Source organism: Jeotgalicoccus huakuii (assembly GCF_036665975.1).
Taxonomy (GTDB): domain Bacteria; phylum Bacillota; class Bacilli; order Staphylococcales; family Salinicoccaceae; genus Jeotgalicoccus; species Jeotgalicoccus marinus.
The window spans coordinates 1-23,566 of sequence record NZ_JAVIYN010000025.1; the positions used below are offsets into that span (position 1 = coordinate 1).

Genomic DNA, 23,566 nt, shown 5'->3' on the forward strand with positions numbered 1-23,566 from the left:
GTTTTCTTAAAGCATTATTAGCGGATTTCTCTAATACGTGCAGCTTTACCACGTAGGTTACGTAGGTAGTAAAGTTTAGCACGACGAACGCGTCCGCGACGTGAAACTTCGATTTTTTCGATTTTTGGCGTGTGAATTGGGAATGTACGCTCGACACCAACACCGTAAGATACTTTACGGACTGTAAATGTTTCTGAGATTCCACCACCGCGGCGTTTGATTACAACACCTTCGAATAGCTGAATTCTTTCGCGATCTCCCTCAACGATACGTACGTGAACTTTTACTGTGTCTCCTGGTTTGAAATCAGGAATATCAGTTTTTAACTGATCTTTGACAATAGAATTTAATAATTCTTGTGACATATTATATCTTCTCCATTCTTCCAGTTATCTTGCCGACGAACTTTGGCAGCGGATGACTGTGATATTTACGTGTATTTACACTCGTATTATATTACCATACAAGTGTTGACCATTCAATCACTTTTAGAAATAAAATTAACTTTTTACTCCCCTAGTAAATCAGGACGTCTTTCTCTCGTGCGTTTTAAGCTTTGTTCTTGTCGCCATTCTTCAATAAGCTTGTGATTTCCGGATAAGAGAACTTCGGGTACCTTCATACCACGGTATTCTCTAGGTCTAGTGTAATGCGGATGTTCGAGCATACCAGTAGAGAATGAATCTTCTTGATGACTTTTTTCATTGCTTAATACATCTGGAATTAGACGTACGATTGCATCAGTCATCGTCATAGATGCGAGTTCTCCTCCAGTTAATACATAATCCCCGATTGACACTTCGTCTGTAACAAGCGAACGTATGCGTTCATCATAGCCTTCATAGTGGCCATTGATGAAAACAATATTCTCTTCATGAGCCAGTTCTTCCGCTAATTTTTGATCAAAGGGTTTACCTTGAGGGCACATTAAAATCACGCGCTTATTATCGAGCTCTAAACTATCCATGGCATTGAAGACAGGTTCAGGTTTTAAGACCATGCCTGCACCACCACCGTATGGATAATCATCGACTTTATTATGCTTATCATTTGAAAAATCTCTAAAATTAATCAAGTGATAATTCACAATGCCTTTGTCTTCAGCACGCTTCAAAATAGATGTCCCTAGGACCCCTTTGTACATTTCAGGAAATAAGGTTAAATAATAAATATCCATTAGTCTAACAATCCTTCAAGTGGTGTAATTTCAACAATACCTTGATCGCGGTCAACTGTCTGAACGACTTGTTCGATGTAAGGAATCAAATATTCCTTATCGCCCTCTATCACCCAAACATCATTTGCTCCAGTGAACATGACATCTTTAATCGTCCCAAGCGTCTGATTATCATCCAAGTTAATGACCTTTAGCCCGATGATATCTTTTACGTGGAACTCGTGTTCGTCTAGTGTTAAGTCATCTGCATTTTCATCGATAAAAACCGTCTCACCTTTTAAGTGCAGAATATCATTCATATTGCTCACACCTTCAAAGATTAATAGGTGAAAGTTTTTATGTTTACGGTAAGATTTTATTGTGTAGGTCTCACCTTTAATCTCGACTGTTTCACCACTAATGAAACGGTTTTCTAAGAAGTCAGAATCACTCATGATTTTAACTTCACCTTTAACGCCGTGAAAATTGACTAATTTACCAATTTTAATACTCAAGATATACACCTCTTAGTAAAAAATAAAAGACACACTAGAAAAGTGTGTCTCTTAATGCAAATCAACAAACACTTTCTTTGATGCATCTCTTTCAGCATTTGACATGATGACACGAATCGCCTTAATTGTACGACCGCCTCGACCGATTACACGACCTGCATCGGCTTCATGAACACTGATTTTGTACGAAATCTTCGCTGGCGTATCTTCCGTTGTAATAACGAGCGCCTCCGGATAATCTAGCATCGGTTCAAGAATTGTTTGAAGTAATTTGTCCATAGGAATTATTTCCCGAATTTAGCGTTGTGGAACTGTTCCATAATGCCTTTGTCACTGAAGATATTTCTTACAGTGTCGCTTGGTTTAGCACCTTTTTGTAACCAATCAAGCGCTTTGTCGTTGTCTAAAACAACGTTATCTTCAGATTTTGAAACCGGGTTGTATGAACCGATTTGCTCGATGATTCTACCATCTCTTGGGCTGCGTGCATCTGCAACAACGATACGGTAGAAAGGATTTCTTTTAGAACCCATACGAGTTAATCTAATTTTTACTGCCATGTGTGAAAACTCCTCTCTTTACTATCTTTTCGACTTATATATCATAACAAATCAAAATAAATGTGTAAAGAGTTTTTTCTTTACACATTTATTTTTTTAGAATGGTAAGCCCATATTACCGAACGGATTCTTACCTTTTTTCTTGCCACTTGTCATTTGTTTCATCATTTTCTTCATGTCGTTAAACTGTTTTAAGAGGCGGTTAATTTCCTGTAAGGAACGTCCAGAACCTCTAGATATACGTTTCTTACGACTCGCATTCAGCTTTTCAGGGTGCTCTCTTTCTTCTAGAGTCATCGAACGTATAATTGCTTGTACGTGATCGATTTCCTTGCCGCTGAACTGCATTTTATCGAGGCCTTTTATCTTGTTGGCACCAGGCATCATCTTCAATAGTTCATCTAATGGGCCGAGTGTTTTCACCTGATCCATTTGGCCAAGGAAGTCGTCGAGTGTGAATGATGAGTCTTTCAGCTTTTTCTCAAGTGCTTTTTGTTCATCTTCATTGATATTGTCCTGTGCTTTTTCAATGATTGACAATACGTCACCCATACCGAGAATACGAGATGCCATACGCTCTGGGTGGAAGGCTTCTAAACCATCCATCTTCTCGGAGACACCGATGAACTTAATAGGTTTTTCAGTGACTGAACGAATGGAAAGTGCCGCACCACCACGTGTGTCGCCGTCGAGTTTAGTTAGTGTTACACCTGTAATGTCCAGTAAATCGTTAAAGCTTTCTGCTACATTAACTGCATCCTGACCTGTCATTGAGTCGACGACGAGCATGATTTCGTTCGGATTAGCAATTTCCTTAACATTTTTCAACTCATTCATCAGTGCTTCATCAATATGCAGACGACCTGCAGTATCAATGATGACAGTATCTAAGTGTTCTTCTTTAGCATGAGCCAGAGCACGTTCTGTAATTTCTTCAGGTTTGACTTGATCACCCAGTGAAAAGACTGGGATATCAATCTGTTTTCCTACAGTTTCTAACTGATCTATAGCAGCTGGTCTGTATATATCACCAGCAACTAAGAGTGGCTTTTTGTTATGTTTCTTACGTAAATGAAGTGCGAGCTTACCAGCAGTTGTTGTTTTACCTGCCCCTTGTAAGCCGACCATCATGATAACAGTCGGTGGTTTGTTGGCCATGTTAATCCGTTGGTTTTCTCCACCCATCAATGCTGTCAATTCTTCTTGTACAATTTTAATGACCTGTTGGCCAGGTGTTAAGCTCTGCATAACATCTGAGCCTAAGGCACGTTCTTTAACATCATTGATGAACTGTTTGACTACTTTGAAGTTAACATCTGCTTCAAGTAAAGCAAGTCTTACTTCACGCATCATTACTTTGACGTCGGATTCGGTTACTTTACCTTTCCCCTTAATACGGTCCATTGTGGACTGCAGTCGTTCTCCAAGTCCTTCAAATGCCATGTGTTTGGCCTCCTTAATCTAGGTTTTCTAGACGTTTTAATATATCCTTCACTTCTGCACTCGTATCATCACCAAGCGCTACTTTCAAATCCTTGTATAGTTCAAGTCGCTTATGAAAGTTCTTGTACATACCGAGTGTCTCTTCATAGTGTTCTAAAAGGTCCCTCGAACGCTTTAAGTTATCATAGACTGCTTGGCGTGTAACATCCATCGCTTCAGCAATTTCTGAAAACTGAAAGTCTTCAAGATAGTATAATTCTATATATTTTTGTTGTTTTTCTGTGAGTAAGGTCTGATAAAAATCATAGAGATAATTCATGCGCATCGTGCGCTCTAAATCATTAGTCATCAGCATCTTCCTCTAATTTTTCTTCGAGCGTTTCTGAGTCTTCAATCATATCAGCAAACAAACCATAAACATAGTTTTCTGCATCAAATGGTTGAAGATCGTCAAGTTTTTCACCAAGCCCTACAAATTTAACAGGTATACCAAGTTCATTCTTAATCGCTAGAACAATTCCACCTTTGGCCGTACCATCTAGCTTAGAAAGAATAATACCGGTAACGTCAGTGACTTCTTTGAAGGCTTTGGCCTGGCTCAGTGCATTTTGCCCAGTTGTTGCATCGAGTACTAAGAGGACTTCATGCGGTGCTTCTGGGACAACTTTTTGAATGACTTTCTTAATCTTACCGAGCTCATTCATCAAGTTTCCTTTGTTCTGTAAGCGGCCTGCAGTATCACATAAGAGAATATCAGCACCGCGTTTTTTTGCCGCACTTACTGCATCGAACATGACTGCTGCAGGGTCAGAGCCTTCCGCCTGTTTAATGACATCTACGCCGACTCTATCACCCCAAACTTGCAGTTGGTTGATTGCACCGGCACGGAAAGTATCACCCGCAGCGAGCATTACTTTCTTACCTTCTTGTTGGTATTTATAGGCAAGTTTACCGATTGAAGTTGTCTTACCTACACCATTTACACCGACCATTAATACAACGGTCAACTCATCATTTTGAATATTCATCTCTTCAGATAAGTCACCGTTACGCTCATAGATTTCTACCATTTTTTCAACGATGGTCTCTCGAAGATCAGCCGTTTCTGTGATATTTTTCAACTGTGCTTCACGGCGTAGTTCTTCAGTTAATTCAAGTACAGTATTAAAACCGACATCCGCTGAGATAAGTACTTCTTCTAATGCTTCAAAGAAGTCTTCATCGACTTTACGGTAACGTGACATCAAGGCATTGATATCTGCTTGGAACTTATCACGGCTCTTTTTAAGCCCTTGTTCAAATTTATAGCTGAGCTGTTCTTGTTCCCACTCTTCAAATTCATCTAAACTAATCAGCCCGTCATCAAGCTTGTCTGTCTGTGTTTCTAAATTTTCTGGGGTTTCTTCACTTGTTTTTTTCTTACGTCTGAAACGATCAAAAATACCCATTAAGCTCTTCCTTTCTCTTCATTAACTCCAGGGTCAACATAGTTTTTCAAATCGACACTGATTAACTTCGTCACACCTTTTTCTTGCATGGTTACACCAAACAAGCGGTCTGATTCTTCCATAGTGCCTTTTCTATGTGTTATAACGATAAACTGCGTATCGTGAGATAGTTTTTTCAAGTACCTTGCATATCTTATCACGTTTGCTTCATCGAGTGCCGCTTCAACTTCATCTAAAATTATAAACGGACTCACCTTAACTCTAAGTACACTAAAAAGTAGGCTGATTGCTGTCAAAGCACGTTCCCCACCGGATAATAAAGATAGGGAGGATAACTTCTTGCCGGGTGGCTCAGCAAAAATCTCAATACCAGAATCTAAGTAATTGTCAGGTTCTTGCAATCTGAGTTCAGCACGCCCACCACCAAACATCTCCGTAAAGACATCTTGGAAGTATGCATTGACTTGAATGAAAGTATCTTTAAAACGAACCGAAACTTCTTCATCCATTTCAGCAATGACATCTAATAAGGTTTGTCTTGCATCAATTAAGTCCGCTTCTTGTTCTTTTAAGAAGGTATAGCGTTCATTGACTGTCTTAAACTCTTCGATTGAACCCAGGTTAACTGGTCCGAGTTCTTCAATACTCTTCTTGTTTAAAGTGATTTTTTGACGTTTTTCTTCAATGTTTTCAAAACTATCGAACTTGCTGAGTGCTAACTCATAAGTCATCTTGTAGTTATCACTAATATAAGTCAGTTTGTTCTCTAATTTAGTGTCGACACCTTCTAATTCTGCTGACTGTCCTCGGAGTCTTGATTGACAGTCGTCAATTTCTGCACGAAGCGCTGTTTCTTTACTTGCGATAGATTTTAGCGCTTCCTTAACTTGGACCAATTTTTCATCAGTCGTTTGTTGAGAAGATTTAATGGACGCGACAGCCTGTGTTAACTCGGTTTTGTTCGCCTCTAATTCTTCAATATTCATAGCAGATAAGTCATCATCCACCATGCTGATTTCACTTTCAATATTCGCAATTTGATTTTCAAGATCTTCAATTGACGCTTCAATCCGGCTAATCGATGCACGAGTGTAACGCACATCACCGTCTTTACTTATTTTATCATTATTTAGCTGTTGAATCTCGTGTGATAATGTTTCTATTTCCTTATCTTTTTCATCATTAGAACGACTCATCATGTTAATTGAAGTTTCAATATCAGCCATTTTGGATGTTAAGTTTTCAATCTGCTGATCGAGGTTTTCTTCATTCGTACTTGCTGATAAACCATCGACTTCCTTTTGAATCTCTTTAGCACTTTCATTTTTTGACTGAAGCGCATATTCAAGTTTAGCAATTTCTCTTTCTTCTTCATCGTACATTTCTGCGAGCTGAACACCACTGTTTTCTTGTGTTTTTAATTCTGCAGTCACTTGTAAGATTTGTTCTCTATAACGATTAACCTTATTTTCAAGCTCTGCTGTCTGTGATTTATAGGCATTTACTTTTTCAGTGATATTAGCGATTTCTTTTTTAGTTTCCATGATGGATCCCTTACGGTTTTTAGAACCACCACTCATTGCCCCACCAGGCATGATAATGTCGCCGTCTAAGGTAATAATTCTGACCCTTTGATTACTCGCTCGTGATATACGAGAAGCATCTTCTAAGTTTTTCACGACAATCGTCGTATTTAATAAGTGTAGAATCACTTTTTTATAGGCACGGTCAATATCTGTCACTTCTGATAATATTTGATATTCCACACCAGAAGACTGTAGTGCATTTTCTATATCCACCGATAAGTGCCGCTCTTTAATGGTATCAAGTGGTAAGAATGTTGCGAAACCGAGTTTCTTTTGTTTTAAAAATTGGATTGCAGTTCTCGCATTATGCTCTACATCCATAACAATATTCTGACTCGCTTGACCAAGTGCAGTATCTAAAGCAGTCATATATTCAGGATTAGCACTAATCAATTCACCCACTGGGCCAACAACACCGGGAATACTCTTTTTATTTTTCAAGATTGCCCGTACACCAGGGTAATACCCTTGGTAGTTTTCTTCCATATTCTTAAGCATATCTAGCTTTGATTGCTGGTTTTGGATGAAGTTTTCGGCACGGTTATAATCACTTTTGGCCTTATCGTAATTTTCATTTAAGGCGTCGAGCTTAGATTTAGCATCCTTATATGCTTGTCTCGCTTTATTTAGATTCTGCCCTGTCGATTCTGCTTCTGCTTTTAAGTCCTTAAGTTTCGATTCTACGTCAGTCACTTCATTTAAAAGTGTTTCTAAACGTTCGGATTTATAGCGAATATTATTTTCGATTTTAGACTGCTCATCATGATTACGACGTTTATCATTTTCTAAGGTCGTCTTTTCCACCATGAGTTGATAATACTGATCTTTTAAATCTTCTATATCAGTATCATTGCCTTCTCTAATGACACTAATTTCTCTTTCCTTATTTTTAATCTTTGTGGCAAGTTCAGTGCAAACATTTGCTAACTCATCTTTTTTAGTTGTTTCTTCTAGCAACTGCTCTTTTAGCGTACTAATTTCAGCCTTATTTTTTTCAAGACGACTGTTTAAATCTTCTTTTAAGGTTTCCTTGTTTGTTTCTCTTTCAGCATATAAGGCGATGCGACCCTCAATTTGCTCAAGCGTACGTGTATCTTCTAATAATTGGTTGTTTAATGACTTTGATTTCGCTTCTAATTCTTCACGTTCATTATTTAACTCTGTCTGTTCATTTAAGACTGACTCTAATTTTTCACGGGAAGTCTTTAACGTCGTTTCTTCTTTATTTATAGCTGTCTTTAAGTCATTGAGTTCACTAGCGAGTAACTTCGCATCATAGACGGTAACTTCAATATCACTTTCAGTCATTTCATCTTTTAAGGCCAAGTACTCCTCAGCGACAGCACTTTCTCTTTCTAAACGTTCTACGCGTGAAGAAATTTCTTCGATAATATCGTGGACACGAAGTAAGTTTTGCTTGGTCTCTTCGAGACGTTTCTCCGACTCAATTTTACGACTTTTATACTTCATGACACCTGCAGCTTCTTCGATAATCTTACGACGTTCTAATGGTTTTGCATTGAGTATTTCATCGACTTGGCCCTGGCTGATAATATTGTATGCATTTTTGCCAAGTCCTGAATCCATAAAGAGTTCAGTAATATTTTTTAACTTAGCCTTTTCCTTATTAATGAAGTACTCACTGTCACCGCTTCTATATAATTTCCTAGATATAACGACTTCCGCTTCATCACCAAGTACTTTTTTACTGTTGTCTAATATCAAGCTAACAGAAGCACTATTCATAGGGTTACGGTTTTCAGTCCCATCAAAGATGACATCTTCCATCTTCGCACCACGCATGACACGTGCAGACTGCTCTCCAAGCACCCAGCGTATAGCATCAGTGATGTTACTTTTACCACTACCGTTAGGCCCGACAACTGCTGTGACTCCGCTATCGAATTTAATATTTACTTTATCTGCAAAAGATTTAAATCCTTGTGCTTCGATTCGCTTTAAAAATACCATTCATTTACACCTCTTGGCCAAGTGCCAGCAATGCACTTTTAGCTGCTTGTTGTTCTGATTCTTTTTTAGTTAGACCTTGACCATGGCCGAGGACTTTATTACCTAAGTTTGCAGTGGTCTCAAATTGTCTATGATGGCTCGGTCCAGATGCACTAACCAGTGTATAAGATACGCTATCTTTAAAAGCACTGTGCGCATATTCTTGTAACTTTGTCTTGTAATCCACCACTGCGTTATAATCACTCGTCTGTATTTCTGGGAAGACAACCTGACTTAAAAATTGAAAGACACCCTTGGTGCCCTGATCTAAGTACAAGGCGCCTAAGAAGGCTTCAAAGGCATCACTAACAATAGACGGTCTATGTCTACCCCCTGTTTTCTCCTCACCCCTACCCAGTAGGATGAGTTGTTCCATGTTAATTTTTGAGGCAAATACTACAAGTGAAGGTTCACATACGATATTGGCACGAAGTTTTGTTAATCTGCCCTCAGGTAAAGCTTCGTATTTGTTAAAAATATGATCTGAAACCATCAATTCTAGTACCGCATCTCCTAGAAATTCTAAACGCTCATTATTATAGCGTTTATCTAAGCCTAAATCATTGATATATGAACTATGCATAAAGGCTTGTTGGTAGAGCATTAAATTTTCTACTGTTATATTCAACTGACTTGTAAATACTTTAAATAGTTGGTTAAAGTCTTTTAGCTTTTCCCTAGCACTGTCTTCAGTTTTCACCTTGTTTAAGACAACGTTAAAGTCCATTTAATCACCTCTTATATTTTACTTTCTTAGTTTTTAATTACAAAGAAAAATCCACTCTCCGGAGTGGATTTTTCGAAGCTTATTATTGCTCTTTTTCGATTTTATCAATGAAATCTAATGCGTCGCCTACTGTGTTAATCTTTTCAGCTTCCTCATCAGGAATTTCCATATCAAACTCGTCTTCAAGTTCCATTACTAGTTCAGCAATGTCAAGTGAGTCAGCACCTAGATCATCTTTAAAAGAAGCTTCTCTAGTTACTTTTTCTTCATCGATTCCAAGTTTGTCAACGATGATATCTTTAATTTTGTCAATGTTAGCCATTATTCAATTCACCTCCCTTAAATAATATCATAAGCCTTACCCCATGTACATACCGCCGTTGACGTGTAATACTTGGCCTGTAATGTACGATGCACGGTCACTTGCTAAGAAACTCACTGCATCTGCGATATCTTTCGTGTCACCGAAATGTTTTAGAGGAATTTGTTGTAACATACCATCTTTGATGTCATCACTTAAAACATCTGTCATATCACTTTTAATAAATCCAGGTGCCACAGCATTCACTGTAATGTTTTTAGCTGCAAGCTCTCTCGCAGTTGACTTCGTCATGCCATCGATCGCTGCCTTCGTTGCAACATAGTTTGTTTGCCCTGCATTCCCAAGTGATCCAACGATACTTGAAATATTAATAATACGCCCTGACTTTTGGCGGATCATCGGTCTTGATACACTCTTAATGACATTGAATGCACCTTTTAAGTTAACATCCACAACTGCGTCAAATTCTTCCTCTTTCATGCGCATCAATAGATTATCTTTTGTAATACCTGCGTTGTTTACAACAACATCGATAGAGCTATAAGTATCCGTGATATATTTAACCATTTCTTTCACTTCATCAGCATTTTGGACTTGGCACTGATAGGCTGTCGCTTTCCCACCCTTGTCTTCAATCTCTTTAACAACTTCTTCTGCTTTGTCTTTTGAACCAGAGTAATTGATGACTACAGTGTGCCCTTCTTCAGCTAGGGTCAATGCAATCGCTCGACCAATTCCTCGAGATGCGCCAGTGACTAATGCAACTTTACTCATTTAAAAACACCTCCACGTGTTCGATCGTATCAATATTTGATGTTGAGATTTCCTTAGTGATCTTACGTACTAAGCCAGACTGAACTTTCTTCGGTCCAACCTCTACAGATTCTGTTACACCATGTGCCGCTGCAGTTTCCACACATTCTACAAAACGGACTGGATGCGTGATTTGTTCAACAAAATTTGCCTTTATTGTTTTACTATCAGTTTCAGCTTTAGCAGACACATTTTGAATGACAGGTGTTTTTGCATCGTTGAAAGTAATATCTTCAACAAAAGCCTTAAACTGATCTTTCGCAGGTGCCATTAAGTGAGAGTGAAAAGCGCCAGATACCTTTAATGGTATGACGCGTCTCGCACCAGCATCCTTCGCGAGTGTTCTAAAACGTTCGACTGCAGCCTTATCACCTGAAACAACAACTTGGTCTGGTGCATTAATGTTTGCAGGTGCAACGCTTTCCTCATCCGTTGAGGCAGCCTCACAAGTTTCTTTAAGCGCATCATAGTCCATACCAATGATGGCAGCCATCGCGCCATCTTCAGTTTGACTCATTAGTTCCCCACGTTTTTCTACAAGACGAACACCATCTGCCAATGAAACAACACCAGCATGTACCAATGCTGGAAGCTCACCTAGTGAGTGCCCAAGTAAGTAATCGCCTGTTATACCTGTTGCTTCAACGACTGCTAGACTATGAGCAAAAAGAGCTGGCTGAGTATACTTAGTGTCGTTCAATCTGTCATCATCTTCACTAAACATAATTTCTTTTAAGTCGTAGTTTGATAAGTCGAAAATTTTATCGAGAATGGCTTTTGCCTTGTCGTTATTTTCGTATAGATCCTTAGCCATACCGCCGTACTGTGCGCCTTGGCCAGGAAAGATTAGTAATCTACTCATTTGTTTCACCTATCAATTCTTGAATTTTTTCAATCGTACCAGAATCCGCCATAATTTTTGCTTGTTTTATAGCATTAACGATAGCCGTCGAGTCAGAAGAACCATGTGCCTTAAGCACATTTCCGCGTAAGCCCATTAATGGTGCACCACCAAACTGGCGGTAGTCCAACATATCTTTAAGGTCGCCTAGATCATTTTTCAAGACTAAGGCTGCACCTTTATTTAATGTACTTTTATACATAATTTTCTTTAGCTCACTCATGAGCGCACTTGCAGTACCCTCAATGGTTTTTAAGACGATATTACCCGTAAAACCATCTGTTACTGCAATATCCACTTTTCCGGATAAAATATCTCTCGTCTCAAAAAAGCCTGCAAAATTTAAACCGCTGTTTTTGAGCAACTGATAGGTCTCTTTAGTCAGCTCAGTACCTTTAATTTCTTCTGAACCGTTGTTAATGAGCCCGATTGAAGGATTCTCTCTGCCCTCTATATTTTCCATATAGACACTTGCCATCTGTGCAAATTGCAGTAGATGGTTCGGTTTATTCTCAGAATTCGCACCCATATCAAGTAACATCATGCCATCACCTGATGTGGTCGGAATCATCGAAGTAATTGCCGGACGTTCGATACCCTTTATACGCTTGACTCCAAAGAGTCCTGCACTCATCAAGGCACCTGTATTTCCTGCAGATACAATCGCATCCGCCTCACCATCACTGACCGCTTTGATTGCACGAACGAGTGAGCTATCTTTTTTCTTTCTGACCGCTTTGACTGGGTCATCATCTGATTCAATCACTTCTGTTACTTCAATAAACGTCACTTTTGGATGGGACTGTGTGTAGCTACCTTTTGTTCCAAATGCTAGAATTTCTACATCTGGGTATGTCTCTACCGCTTCGAGTACACCTTCTTCTATCGCTTTAGGGGCATTATCTCCACCCATTAAATCTATCGCAATTTTAGCCATGTTCTACTCAGCTCCATCTTCATCTTTATAATACATTTCAAATTTTCCAGTAAAAATTACTTTACCATTCACTTTTGATTCCACTTCAATTTGTGCCCTATTCTTATCCATCGAGATTACCTTCGCCTTGGCGATAACCTTATCATTTAACATAACAGGTCGTTTGAAATCCACTTCTGCTTTTGAAGTTAATGCCAGTGGCTCATCGATTAAAGCGACACAAAGAGAATTTGCTTGTGCAAACAAAAAATGCCCTCGGGCAATTTCGTTTTTTTCAAAGACATGCCCACTTTCAATAATAAACAGAGAAATTGCATTGTCATTGAGTTCGATATCGATTATTTCCCCGACTACATCTTGAACAGATAGCGCACGAATCTTATCTGCTCCTTCACGAGCAACGTGTTGAACTCTCGTTCTTAATTCAGGTATATTCAATTCGAGACGGTCCAAACGAATCGTTTGGATAGACACGTCAAAAATCTTTGCTAACTGGTCATCAGTTAAAAATGGATCTTCTTCTAGATGTGCTTCTAGACTTGATTGTCGTTCCACTTTTTTTAATTTCCCCATGTCGATTCCTCTAATCTTCTATACTTTAGTAGTTGGTATTAATATCTAAACATAACACTAAACTTAGTATATTAAACCCTTACCATTTTTTCAATTAGTTTCAATGAGAAAAAAATGCATATGTTACGAGGACGACGGTACATAAATCAGAATACGCGCCTTCGTTACGAGGACGACGGCACATAAAAAACACTCCCTCCATCGGAGGAAGTGCCCTATTATTCAACTATTTCAGCTTTAACGATTAGCCGCTTCTCAAAGAGTAACGTGTCTGGATTATAATCCTCACATGTAATCAATGTCAGTTCTTGTGGCTCGCCTTCTTTTTGGTCGAGGACATTGACCTCTGTAGGTTCGACTTCAAACATTTCGGTAATTTTATACACTTTCGTATCATCATGGGTAATGATTTTGACTTCATCCCCAATTTCTGCACGGTCGATGTAGTTAAATCGAATGCCTGCACCTTCAACTCTATGTCCAGCAATCGGGATATTCTGCATCTCTAGATTATCCGTTTCTTCAAGTAAACTAACGCCATTACGTAGTTTCTCTTCAGTCAGCGCGCCTTTATATAATGGTTCAAAGATTTCAGCACTTTCAATTTCCAGCACACCAGCCATATTATCTGAAATATTAAGTGATGTATCTTCAGTTGCTTCAACACCAGAAACAAAGGACTCTAAAGGATTTATCTTTACATCATCATCACCGTCTTGGTAGGCAGTAATGACTTTATCATTGACTTGATCTGTAAAGTATTCTCTAATATCCTGCCAGAAAAATAAAACTAGTGCGGCAACAATCATCAACACACCGAGTGTTCTCAATAAAATTCTCATGGTTTCCTCCGATTAAAACTGATCTTGAAGATAAGCTTTTGCTGCTTCCTCTCTCGCTACTTCTAGTATACGATAATCTTCTGTAATGTCAGCAACTTTAAATTGCGGTAAGCCACTTTGTCTGACACCAAAGTAATCACCGGGTCCACGCATTTCTAAGTCACGTTCACTCAAAATAAAGCCGTCTGTCGTAGAGGTCATTATTTCCATTCGTAATTTGGCATTATCTGTCGCCGCATCACTGACTAAAATACATGAGCTTTGTTTATTACTCCGACCGACTCTTCCTCTAAGCTGATGTAAAGTAGATAAGCCGAAACGTTCTGCATTAAAGATCACTATGGATGTCGCATTAGGTACATTAATACCTACTTCAATCACTGTCGTCGATACTAAAAGTTTCTTATCAAGGGATTCAAAGGCACTCATCGCATCATTTTTCTCTTCAGGCTTCATTCGCCCGTGCACAAGAACGACGTCTTCATGGCCAAAGTAATCTTCAAATATACTATAAATCTCATAGACATTTTTTAAGTCTAAGGTTTCCGACTCTTCTATTAACGGTGCAACGATATAGGCGCTGTGGCCTTTATCGATTTCACTTTTTACTGAGCTTAGTACTTGATCTAGCTCATTAAAGCGTCGCCATTCTGTTGTAATCGGCAAACGCCCTGCTGGCATTTCTCTTATCAGAGAGACATCCATATCACCATATGCAGTGATCGATAAAGTTCTTGGAATCGGCGTCGCTGTCATATACAATACATTTTTTCTATAAGCCTTATCGTTTAAGCGTTGCCTTTGTCTTACACCAAAACGGTGCTGCTCATCTATAATTGTAAAACTTAAACGGTCAAAGACCACATCGTCTTCAAAGATAGCATGCGTTCCTACTAAGAGATCAATTTCACCACTACTCAGTCGGTCCAAAATCTCTCTTTTTTCTCTAGGTTTGGTCGTCCCGGTGAGCTTTTCAATAACAAGCTTATCACCAAAAGTATCTTTAAAACTTTGATAATGTTGGTTGGCAAGCACTTCTGTCGGAACCATTACTGCACTTTGTTCACCGATGGTCTTCACGGCGTAGACTGCAATCCCAGCAACAATTGTCTTCCCACTACCCACATCACCTTGTAGTAGCCGGTGCATAGAAATATTCTGCTTAAAATCACGGCAGATGTCGTTGACACTACGCTTTTGATCTCCTGTTAATTCGAAAGGTAAGGTCTCTATAAACTGCTTTAATTCATCAATACTATAATCGACTATAAAACGCTCGCTTCTCACACGCTCTTTTTGTCGCTTATCCATTATTTTAAGTTGGAAATTATACAGTTCAAAGAATTTAATTGTTCGTCTCGCTTGATCTGTCATAATCTGACTTGTTGGAAAATGCAGTTCGAACAAGGCGTCGCGCACAGTCATCAACTTATATTTTGCTTTTAGGTGTTGTGGTAAATCTAAGTTAAAAATAGCAGTGTCAAAGGCACTTCTCACTATTTTTTGAAAGGTTTTCGACTGCATCACGCCACCGAGTGGATATTTTACCGACATGCCTCCACCTGCTTCAAAGATTAACTTACTACCGTTAATCTCAAGCTTATTACGATTAAATTTCCCGAAGAGCCTAACAAATTCACCATTAATAATTTTATTTTTAAGATAGGGTTGATTAAAGAAAGTTACCTTAACATAAACCCCATCTGCATCCATAAAAAAAGTCAGTCGACTCTTACCTTTTCTAAAGAAGGCTAATTGAGGCTCAGTTTTCACTGTACCTTCTACAGTAATATTTGTACCGTCTAAGGCTTCATTTAAATTAACCACACTTTGATCTGTATAGGAAGAAGGAAGGTGAAATAAGACATCATTTACACCTTCTATACCAATACTAAAAAGTTTTTCTTTGACCTTATCCCCGACACCTTTTAAACCCGTTATACTTTGATCTGGTGTCTGGACCTGATGAATGTGCGTCATTATTTTGCACCGAATAGTTCTGCTTTAAGACGTTCTCCTGTTGGTGTAGCCGCTAAACCACCACGACCAGTCTCACGGAGCGCAGATGGCATTGTTAATCCTATCTTGTACATCGCTTCAATAACTTCATCTGCTGGAATTCTTGATTCTATTCCTGCTAATGCCATATCTGCCGCAGTTAAGGCATTGGATGCACCAGCTGCATTACGTTTAACACATGGTACCTCGACTAAACCAGCAACCGGGTCACATACAAGTCCTAACATATTTTTCATTGCGATTGCGAAGGCGTTCGCACTCATTTCTGGTGTGCCACCAGCTAATTCTACAAGTGCGGCTGCAGCCATCGCACTGGCACTACCCACTTCTGCTTGGCAGCCGCCTGCTGCACCTGAGATACTCGCATTATTCGCAACAACAAAACCAAAAGCACCTGAAGTGAACAAGAAACGAATCTTTTGCTCCTCAGTAATCGTCGGATCTTTTTTCACCATAGCAAATAAGACACCAGGGACCACACCTGCAGAACCTGCTGTCGGTGTCGCACAAATTTTACCCATTGCCGCATTAACTTCATTTGTTGAAATTGCATTGGCAATCGCAAGGAGATTAAGTTCACCACTCAATCCCTTACCTGAATCTATATATTTCTGCATCTTCACAGCGTCCATACCGGTTAATCCTGTTGTAGAATTCACACCAGCAATACCTTCTTGAACAGCATTTTCCATCGTTTCATAATTCACTTTCATCAAATTATAAACATCTAAATACGATTGACCTGTCTGTTCCATCTCTTGTTGAATCATCACTTCTGAAAGAGAAATACCTTCAGATAAGGCACGTTCTACCAATTGATTTATACTATTAAACATTTCTTATCCTCCAATCATTTCTATGACACGATCGACACCTTTTACAGCACGTATTTCATCTATTGCGGCCTGTGAAATTGTATCATCAAGTTCAACTGTCATAAGGGCCACTTGGCCTTTTTCCTTACGTGAAACGCTCATCTGAGAAATATTGAGTTTTTCTTCACCCAGCTTAGTTGTCACACGTGCAATCGTACCGAACTCATCCTTATGAAAGACAAGTAAAGCATGATAGTTACCTGATATATTAATGTTGTAACCATTTATACTAACGAGTTCAATCTTACCGCCACCGATGGAGACGCCCTCGATCACAAGCTCTTCCTCACCTTTAAACAAGTGTAAGACCGCAGTATTCGGATGGGAACGTTCTTCGTTCATTTCTATAAAATTATAAGTCATATTATGAGTTTCTGCTTCTTTTTTTGCATTGATAATACGTTCATCATCCGTGTCATAACCAAGGAGACCACCGAGTAAAGCAACATCTGTCGCATGGCCTTGATATGTATCCCTAAAGGAACCATATAAATAAATATCTACCTTGTCTGGCTGTCCGCCGAAGAGACTTCTTGCAAGTAAGCCGATTCTCGCCGCACCTGCTGTATGTGATGATGATGGACCGACCATGACCGGGCCGATTATGTCAAAGACACTTTTAAATTTCATACAATCCCTCCGTGTTCAAAAAGCCGCATCGGGTTAACCGATGCGGCCAGTCTTCTTTATTCAACAGAAATTAAGTAGCTGTATACGGGCTGTGCACCGTTATGAACTTCAAATTCTACATCTTCATTTTCTGCTTCTATTTCTTCAATCACTGATTCAACTTCTTCTTCTGTACCTTCTTCACCGATCAGTACAGTAATGATTTCAGTATCCTCATCAATCATGTTGTTAATTAGATCTTTTAGTGTCTCCTGTTTTGAGTCACTAGCAGTAATGATTTTACCATTTGCGATACCCATATGCTGGTCTTTTTTAATCTCTATGCCATCTATTTTAGTATCTCTGACTGAATATGTCACTTGTCCTGTTTGGACAAATTCAAATGCTTTAGTCATCTGCGCTTTATTCTCTGATAATTCTGCTTCTGGGTTAAAGCTAAGCATTGCAGCTAAACCTTCAGGAATTGATGTTGTCGAAACCACTGCTGAAGGAATATCAAGCATGTAAGTAGCTTGTTCTGCTGCCATCACAATATTCTTATTGTTAGGTAGAATCAAGACTTCTTTTACATCTTCATCTTTAATGACATTGACAATGTCCTCAGTAGAAGGATTCATAGTTTGACCACCGTTAATGACATGAGTCACTCCAATACTCTTAAATAACTCGTTTATACCTTCTCCACTTGATACTGTGATTACTGCAGTATCATAAGACTGTTTCTCAGCTGCTTTATCATTTTTATTGCCGTGAACTGTTCTGAACTGCTCACGCATGTTTTCAACTTTAAGTTTAATTAATTCACCGTATGTTTGACCATATGTGAACGCCTCACCAGGTGTTTCAGTGTGGACGTGAACTTTTACAATTTCATCATCAGAAATGACGAGTAAAGAATCACCAAAGTCACTCATCTCTTGACGGAATTCATCTTCATCAAAGGCACGTTTCCCATCTTCGAAACGCACCATGAATTCAGTACAATAACCAAACTCGATATCATCGACACTCATAAAGTCATCGAAATCATTGTCGTGGTCATGAGAATCCACTAATAACTCATTGTTTAATTGATCTTCGTCCTCTTCGATTTCTTGACCTGTTAAAGCGCTTAAGAAACCTTCATAAACATAGACTAAGCCTTGACCACCAGAATCGACCACACCAACCTCTTTTAAGACTGGTAACAATTCAGGCGTACGCTTCAATGAAGCTTTTGCCTCTTCTAAAGTCGCTTCCATCACTTCGATAATTGACTTATCTTGGCCTTCAAATTCAGCAGCTTTTTTAGATGCGTCCTTTGCGACAGTTAATATTGTACCTTCAACTGGTTTCATCACTGATTTATATGCAGTTTTAACACCCTGTTTAAACGCTGCAATAAACTGATCTGTATCGACCGTATCCTTATCTTCAATCGCCTTAGAGAAGCCTCTAAATAATTGAGATAGTATTACACCTGAGTTTCCGCGTGCGCCCATAAGTAAGCCTTTTGAAAAGTGCTTACCTACTGTACCAATATGCTTATCGTCTACCGGTTCGACTTCACTCGCACCTGAAGACATCGAAAGATTCATGTTCGTACCTGTGTCGCCGTCTGGGACCGGAAATACGTTTAATGAATCAACATAATCTGCATTCTTTTTTAGGTTTTGTGCTCCGTTTTTAATCATTTGACGGAACATTACGCCATCTATTTTGTTCATTATCTTGTAAATCCTCCCTGGCTACTCATCTGTTGAGATAATACGCACGCCTTGAACGTGTATATTCACAGCTTCTATATTTAAGCCCAATGTTTTTTCTAATTTATATTTTACTGAAGTTTGTACGTTTGAAGCAACTTCTGATATTTTCACACCGTAACCGGCAATTATATATAATTCGATCGTCAACTTACCTTCATTATTTTCAACGATTACTCCACGTGAATAGTTTTCTTTGCCTAGGAGTTCAGCAAAACCATCGCGCACTTGGTTCTTAGATGCCATTCCAACCACACCGTATGATTCTACAACAGTGCCGCCAGCAATATTTGCAATTACATCCGTTGAAATTTCAATTTTACCTAAATCATTTACAATTTCTAGCGCCATTTCATTCGCCTCCAATACATCATATAATTATAAGCAAAACCACTGGTCAAATACAAGTGTTATTACAGTTTTTCTCAACATTTTCGAAAAATTTCTATTGTCTTATCATCTGTATTAGTGTACCATATTAGAGTATGCATAAAGTATAAAAGAACATGATTATGTAATTTTAAGTAGAGGAGTGGGACACATGGTCAAAGAATGTTATGTAACTGGACGCAGATCTAGAAGTGGTAACAACCGTTCTCACGCGCTAAACGCTAATAAGAGAACTTTTGGAGCTAACCTACAAAAAGTAAGAATTTTAGTTGACGGTAAGCCTAAAAAAGTTTGGGTTTCAGCTCGTGCACTAAAATCTGGTAAAGTAGAACGCGTTTAATAATTTATTAAAAAGGTCCGTCAGATCAATTTGATCTGACGGACCTTTTTAATTAAAATAATGAAATGATCCAAACCAAAATCATGCCAATAAAGATTGCTGGAATCATGTTCCCTACTCGCATAGTGGTCACATTTAACATGTTTAAACCGATAGCAAGTAGAATAACCCCTCCAGTTGCACTCACTTGATCAATCATCAAATTGAGTGTTCCTTCAGGTATAAAGGCTGCAATTAAACGCGCACTAATAATAATCAGTGCTGTATAAATAAATGTAGGAATACCAGAAAAAATAACGCCACGACCGTAGGCCGCTGTCATAACTAGGGCAATGAAGAAGTCCATCGCTGATTTAGTATACAGGACATCATTGTTCCCGCGTAGACCTGCATCCAAACCACCGACAATGCCCATCGCACCGACAATAAAGATTAACATCCCTGAAATTAAACCTTGAGAGATATTACCCCCATGCTTGTCACCAAGCTTATACTCTAGTAGGTGACCCATGCGATTTAATTGTTTTTCCAATTGAATCACTTCACCAACAACCACACCGATAATGAGTGATATAAGCGTTGTCAAAATGTCGGTCGCACCGACAACCATTTGTATACCCATGGCAATAATAAAAACACCCTGTATTTTCATTATTGCATCTTTAATGTGCTCAGGTATAAAGGTTAATACCATACCGAGTAACCCACCAACGATAATCGCTAATGCGTTGACAATTGCACCTGCAAATATCATTCATCCACCTCTAATCTGAAGAATTTATCATTAATAAATCATGACTCGTTTCAACACAGGCTTCATCGTTTTGAAACTCATTTGAGACGGTCAATGTTTCACCAATACTAATATATTTATCCGTTAAGTCATATTTAAAACCTGACAAGGTTAAACACGTCTCATCGTAAAACGGAACAAATGAGACATATGTCAACGATGTCTTTGACAGTATATGCCTACCTGATGGTAACAAACTTATGATGTTCTTGTCATCGATAAGTCTAATATTTATTTCTCTTAATTGCGTGTTTTTTAACAGTTGAATGTTAATTAACTCATGATCGATACGACCACCGAGTGCACCGTAAACATCAATACTCGTATAACCCGCTTTTGAGAGTGCCTTTAAAGCAATTTCAGAATCTGTAAAATCTTTTTCCGCTGGTGAAATTTCAAAGTCTAGATTTTCTTGTAACTTTTCAAGTTCAAGTTCTGAAACACTATCAAAATCACCATAGAGATACTTGACGTCAAAATTATTATTATGTAGACCCATTACACCAGCATCGACCCCAGCCCATGGTCCTTCTAATAAGGGTTCAACCTTTATATCCCGTAAGAGCACGTTGATGTGAGGCATATGATCATTCCTTTAGGTTCCTAATCGTTTGTTGTTTGTCTTCTGCTTTAAATAAATATGACCCACTCACAAGTAGGTTTGCGCCGTGCGCTTTACAAAGTGCACCGGTCTCATCATTAATACCGCCGTCTACTTCAATATCAAAGTCTAAGTCAGAATTACGCTTTATAGCTGTGAGTTCATCTAACTTGTCTAAGCACATGTCAATAAAAGCCTGTCCACCAAAACCAGGATTCACTGTCATGATTAAAACAAAATCTACATCTTTCAGTAAATGTTTGACCGCTTCAACTGGTGTTTGTGGATTCAGTGCAATGCCTGCCTTCATACCAGAAGATTTAATTAACTGAACTGCTCTATGCGCATGTGGTGTAGCCTCTATATGAAACGACAGCATATCGACTCCCATGTTTTTAAATTCTTCAACAAACTGAGTCGGGTCATAAGTCATCAAATGTACATCCAAAGGTATACTTGCATGCTCTGCGATTGCTTGGCACACAGGAATACCATAAGAAATATTAGGTACAAACTGACCATCCATAATATCTAAATGAAAAATATCAGCGCCTGCTTCTTCCATCTCCTTTATTTCTGTAGCTAACTTTGAAAAATCACTTGCTAATAGTGATGGTAATACCTTTGCCATATTTAGTACCTCTCTTTTCTATTGTCAATTTCATTATATATTTTGACATAACTGTCATAGCGACTCTGTTTAAGTTCACCATCTTCTACCGCTTGCTTGACACCGCATTTAGGTTCATTAATGTGGAGACATTCTCGGAATTTGCAGCTATATTGATTAAAATCTATAAAGCAAAATTTGATATTGTACTTGTCTATGTTCATAAATTCAATCGTTGAGAATCCCGGTGTATCTGCGATGTAGCCACCGTCATGCTCAATTAATTCTACGTGACGGGTCGTATGTTTACCGCGGTTTAAAGCATTGGAAATCTCATTTGTCTTGAGTTCTAGTTCTGGTAGTAGTGTATTAAGTAAGGTCGATTTCCCCGCACCAGACTGCCCTGCGAGCACACTTGTTTTCCTTGAGAAAAGGTCCTGTAAATCCTCTCTGATATGTGTTTTATCGGTAAAGTGAACTTCATAGATATGACCATAGGTTTCTTCAATTTCATGAATCAATTCCTTGTCATCGTTAAGGTCGTTCTTTGTAACAATGATGACAGGTTCAATGTCATTCGCTTCACTATAGGCAATAAAACGATCGAGTAAATAGTAGCTGAAATCCGGAGACTTCAAACTTGCCGTCACCAAGAGCTGATCGATGTTTGCAACCGGTGGACGAACTAAAGCATTTCTACGAGGTGAAATTTCAGTAATATAGCCTTCATCTTCATTTTCGATTTGAAATTTAACTTCATCGCCCACTAAGGGACTCTCATCATTCTTTCTAAAGAGACCACGTGCTCTCGTCGAATATATCTTGTCATCTGATAATACATAATAAAAACCACTTAAAGCTTTTACAATTTTCCCTTTTTGCATACAACACCTCAGTTTATTATAAGTACTAGTTTATTATATCAATTAATTATGTATGATAAAATGATTGGTATATGTAAATGGATAATGATAATGGAGGTTTAAAATGGATATTAATATTAATGAAATAAATACAGTACTCGGTAAAGATGGGAAAGTTGTCATTGATGTTAGGGAGACTGATGAATTAAAAGAAACAGGATTTCTTCCTGGAGCAGTACACTACCCATTAAGTACCTTTAATCTAGATGAACTCACGTTGGATAAGAGTAAAGAATATTACTTAGTATGTAAATCAGGTGGCCGTTCAAAACGTGTTCAGGACCACATGATTCTACATGGTTACAATGCTAACAATATAGAAGGCGGTATGAGTGAATACCAAGGTGTGAGAAGTTATTTTTAGTTTGGTATGCGGAGGTCAACGGTGAAACGGCGTTAAACTCCGGAGCTCTTTGAAGGTCAACGGTGAAACGGCATTAAACTCCGGAGCTCTTTGAAGGTCAACGGTGAAACGGCGTTGAACTCCGGAGCTCTTTGAAGGTCAACGGCGAAACGGCGTTAAACTCCGGAGCTCCTTGAAGGTCAACGGTGAAACGGTGTTGAACTCCAGAGCTCCTTGAAGATCAAAGGCGAAATGACGTTGAGCTCCCAAGCTCCTTGAAGATCAACGGCGAAATGACGTTGAGCTCCCAAGCGCCTTGAAGATCAACAGCGAAACGGTGTTGAACTCCGAAATATAAAACAGAACATGTAAATCTTGTTCCCCCCACCACTCTCTATATATGGACATGATTTCACCGTCCACATTCAACAGTTCGACCCACAAAAAAGCGGCAGGCTCCCAAA

Annotated in this window: 28 protein-coding genes; 2 read left to right on the forward strand and 26 right to left on the reverse strand. The window is 38.8% G+C overall.

Going from position 1 to position 23,566, the window contains the following annotated elements:
• Positions 1-17: 17 nt before the first annotated feature.
• The 21 genes from rplS to V6E76_RS11065 all read right to left on the reverse strand — a co-directional run bounded on the left by rplS (position 18) and on the right by V6E76_RS11065 (position 19,453).
• Entirely contained in the window at positions 18-365 is a 348-nt protein-coding gene (rplS, locus tag V6E76_RS10965) for a 50S ribosomal protein L19 (protein ID WP_026867585.1), read from the reverse strand.
• A 143-nt stretch (positions 366-508) separates the two neighbouring features.
• Positions 509-1,177 carry a tRNA (guanosine(37)-N1)-methyltransferase TrmD gene (gene trmD / locus V6E76_RS10970; RefSeq protein ID WP_247352970.1) on the reverse strand — a complete coding sequence of 223 codons (669 nt, stop codon included), beginning with the start codon at positions 1,175-1,177 and terminating at the stop codon, positions 509-511.
• Positions 1,177-1,671 carry a ribosome maturation factor RimM gene (gene rimM, locus V6E76_RS10975; RefSeq protein WP_247352968.1) on the reverse strand — a complete coding sequence of 165 codons (495 nt, stop codon included), beginning with the start codon at positions 1,669-1,671 and terminating at the stop codon, positions 1,177-1,179. The genes trmD and rimM overlap by 1 nt, the downstream gene beginning before the upstream one ends.
• Positions 1,672-1,722: 51 nt before the next feature.
• A complete protein-coding gene (locus V6E76_RS10980; RefSeq protein WP_198687833.1) occupies positions 1,723-1,950 on the reverse strand; it encodes a KH domain-containing protein in 228 nt (75 codons plus the stop codon).
• Between the two features lie 5 nt (positions 1,951-1,955).
• Positions 1,956-2,231, reverse strand: coding sequence for a 30S ribosomal protein S16 (rpsP, locus tag V6E76_RS10985; protein WP_026867582.1), 276 nt, complete (start codon positions 2,229-2,231; stop codon positions 1,956-1,958).
• Positions 2,232-2,327: 96 nt separating this feature from the next.
• The gene (gene ffh / locus V6E76_RS10990) at positions 2,328-3,674 is read right to left on the reverse strand and encodes a signal recognition particle protein (RefSeq protein ID WP_026867581.1); all 1,347 of its coding nucleotides are present in this window, start codon (positions 3,672-3,674) and stop codon (positions 2,328-2,330) included.
• Between the two features lie 13 nt (positions 3,675-3,687).
• Entirely contained in the window at positions 3,688-4,026 is a 339-nt protein-coding gene (locus V6E76_RS10995) for a putative DNA-binding protein (RefSeq protein ID WP_247352975.1), read from the reverse strand.
• A complete protein-coding gene (ftsY, locus tag V6E76_RS11000; protein ID WP_026867579.1) occupies positions 4,016-5,122 on the reverse strand; it encodes a signal recognition particle-docking protein FtsY in 1,107 nt (368 codons plus the stop codon). Before ftsY ends, V6E76_RS10995 begins: the two co-directional genes overlap by 11 nt.
• On the reverse strand, positions 5,122-8,679 hold the full coding sequence (gene smc, locus V6E76_RS11005; protein WP_247352965.1) for a chromosome segregation protein SMC: 3,558 nt from the start codon (positions 8,677-8,679) through the stop codon (positions 5,122-5,124). The genes ftsY and smc overlap by 1 nt, the downstream gene beginning before the upstream one ends.
• A 4-nt stretch (positions 8,680-8,683) precedes the next feature.
• Positions 8,684-9,445, reverse strand: a complete 762-nt coding sequence (gene rnc / locus V6E76_RS11010) for a ribonuclease III (protein ID WP_247352963.1) — start codon at positions 9,443-9,445, stop codon at positions 8,684-8,686.
• A gap of 82 nt (positions 9,446-9,527) precedes the next feature.
• The gene (locus V6E76_RS11015) at positions 9,528-9,767 is read right to left on the reverse strand and encodes an acyl carrier protein (protein ID WP_026867576.1); all 240 of its coding nucleotides are present in this window, start codon (positions 9,765-9,767) and stop codon (positions 9,528-9,530) included.
• Between the two features lie 36 nt (positions 9,768-9,803).
• A complete protein-coding gene (gene fabG, locus V6E76_RS11020) occupies positions 9,804-10,541 on the reverse strand; it encodes a 3-oxoacyl-[acyl-carrier-protein] reductase (protein WP_247352961.1) in 738 nt (245 codons plus the stop codon).
• A complete protein-coding gene (gene fabD / locus V6E76_RS11025) occupies positions 10,534-11,442 on the reverse strand; it encodes an ACP S-malonyltransferase (protein WP_247352954.1) in 909 nt (302 codons plus the stop codon). The genes fabG and fabD overlap by 8 nt, the downstream gene beginning before the upstream one ends.
• Positions 11,435-12,418 (reverse strand): phosphate acyltransferase PlsX, encoded by a 984-nt coding sequence (gene plsX / locus V6E76_RS11030; RefSeq protein WP_247352951.1) that lies wholly within the window; start codon positions 12,416-12,418, stop codon positions 11,435-11,437. The genes fabD and plsX overlap by 8 nt, the downstream gene beginning before the upstream one ends.
• A 3-nt stretch (positions 12,419-12,421) precedes the next feature.
• Positions 12,422-12,991: a transcription factor FapR gene (fapR, locus tag V6E76_RS11035; RefSeq protein WP_247352949.1), complete on the reverse strand. Its 570-nt coding sequence runs from the start codon at positions 12,989-12,991 to the stop codon at positions 12,422-12,424.
• Positions 12,992-13,209: 218 nt separating this feature from the next.
• Positions 13,210-13,833: a class D sortase gene (locus V6E76_RS11040; protein ID WP_247352947.1), complete on the reverse strand. Its 624-nt coding sequence runs from the start codon at positions 13,831-13,833 to the stop codon at positions 13,210-13,212.
• Positions 13,834-13,845: 12 nt separating this feature from the next.
• Positions 13,846-15,813: an ATP-dependent DNA helicase RecG gene (gene recG, locus V6E76_RS11045; RefSeq protein WP_247352945.1), complete on the reverse strand. Its 1,968-nt coding sequence runs from the start codon at positions 15,811-15,813 to the stop codon at positions 13,846-13,848.
• Positions 15,813-16,688, reverse strand: a complete 876-nt coding sequence (gene sdaAA / locus V6E76_RS11050) for an L-serine ammonia-lyase, iron-sulfur-dependent, subunit alpha (protein WP_247352943.1) — start codon at positions 16,686-16,688, stop codon at positions 15,813-15,815. The genes recG and sdaAA overlap by 1 nt, the downstream gene beginning before the upstream one ends.
• A 3-nt stretch (positions 16,689-16,691) precedes the next feature.
• The gene (sdaAB, locus tag V6E76_RS11055) at positions 16,692-17,357 is read right to left on the reverse strand and encodes an L-serine ammonia-lyase, iron-sulfur-dependent subunit beta (protein WP_247352941.1); all 666 of its coding nucleotides are present in this window, start codon (positions 17,355-17,357) and stop codon (positions 16,692-16,694) included.
• A gap of 56 nt (positions 17,358-17,413) precedes the next feature.
• Complete coding sequence (locus V6E76_RS11060) at positions 17,414-19,066, reverse strand: DAK2 domain-containing protein (RefSeq protein ID WP_247352973.1); 1,653 nt, start codon at positions 19,064-19,066, stop codon at positions 17,414-17,416.
• 18 nt (positions 19,067-19,084) lie between these two features.
• Positions 19,085-19,453, reverse strand: a complete 369-nt coding sequence (locus V6E76_RS11065) for an Asp23/Gls24 family envelope stress response protein (protein ID WP_026867567.1) — start codon at positions 19,451-19,453, stop codon at positions 19,085-19,087.
• 190 nt (positions 19,454-19,643) lie between these two features.
• On the opposite strand from V6E76_RS11065, the gene rpmB reads away from it, so the two are divergent.
• Complete coding sequence (gene rpmB / locus V6E76_RS11070) at positions 19,644-19,832, forward strand: 50S ribosomal protein L28 (protein WP_026867566.1); 189 nt, start codon at positions 19,644-19,646, stop codon at positions 19,830-19,832.
• A 52-nt stretch (positions 19,833-19,884) separates the two neighbouring features.
• On the opposite strand, the gene V6E76_RS11075 is transcribed toward rpmB, so the two are convergent.
• The 4 genes from V6E76_RS11075 to rsgA are packed head-to-tail and all read right to left on the reverse strand — an operon-like array spanning position 19,885 to position 22,720.
• Entirely contained in the window at positions 19,885-20,586 is a 702-nt protein-coding gene (locus V6E76_RS11075) for a DUF554 domain-containing protein (protein ID WP_247352939.1), read from the reverse strand.
• Positions 20,587-20,596: 10 nt separating this feature from the next.
• Entirely contained in the window at positions 20,597-21,208 is a 612-nt protein-coding gene (locus V6E76_RS11080) for a thiamine diphosphokinase (protein ID WP_247352937.1), read from the reverse strand.
• Between the two features lie 4 nt (positions 21,209-21,212).
• Complete coding sequence (rpe, locus tag V6E76_RS11085) at positions 21,213-21,857, reverse strand: ribulose-phosphate 3-epimerase (RefSeq protein ID WP_247352935.1); 645 nt, start codon at positions 21,855-21,857, stop codon at positions 21,213-21,215.
• Positions 21,858-21,859: 2 nt separating this feature from the next.
• A complete protein-coding gene (rsgA, locus tag V6E76_RS11090) occupies positions 21,860-22,720 on the reverse strand; it encodes a ribosome small subunit-dependent GTPase A (protein WP_247352933.1) in 861 nt (286 codons plus the stop codon).
• A 103-nt stretch (positions 22,721-22,823) separates the two neighbouring features.
• Between rsgA and V6E76_RS11095 the strand changes: the two genes are divergently transcribed.
• The gene (locus V6E76_RS11095; protein WP_247352931.1) at positions 22,824-23,123 is read left to right on the forward strand and encodes a rhodanese-like domain-containing protein; all 300 of its coding nucleotides are present in this window, start codon (positions 22,824-22,826) and stop codon (positions 23,121-23,123) included.
• Between the two features lie 261 nt (positions 23,124-23,384).
• Here V6E76_RS11095 and V6E76_RS11100 read toward each other — a convergent pair.
• Positions 23,385-23,566: hypothetical protein (locus V6E76_RS11100; RefSeq protein ID WP_499797811.1), on the reverse strand; the 182-nt coding region annotated here is incomplete at its 5' end.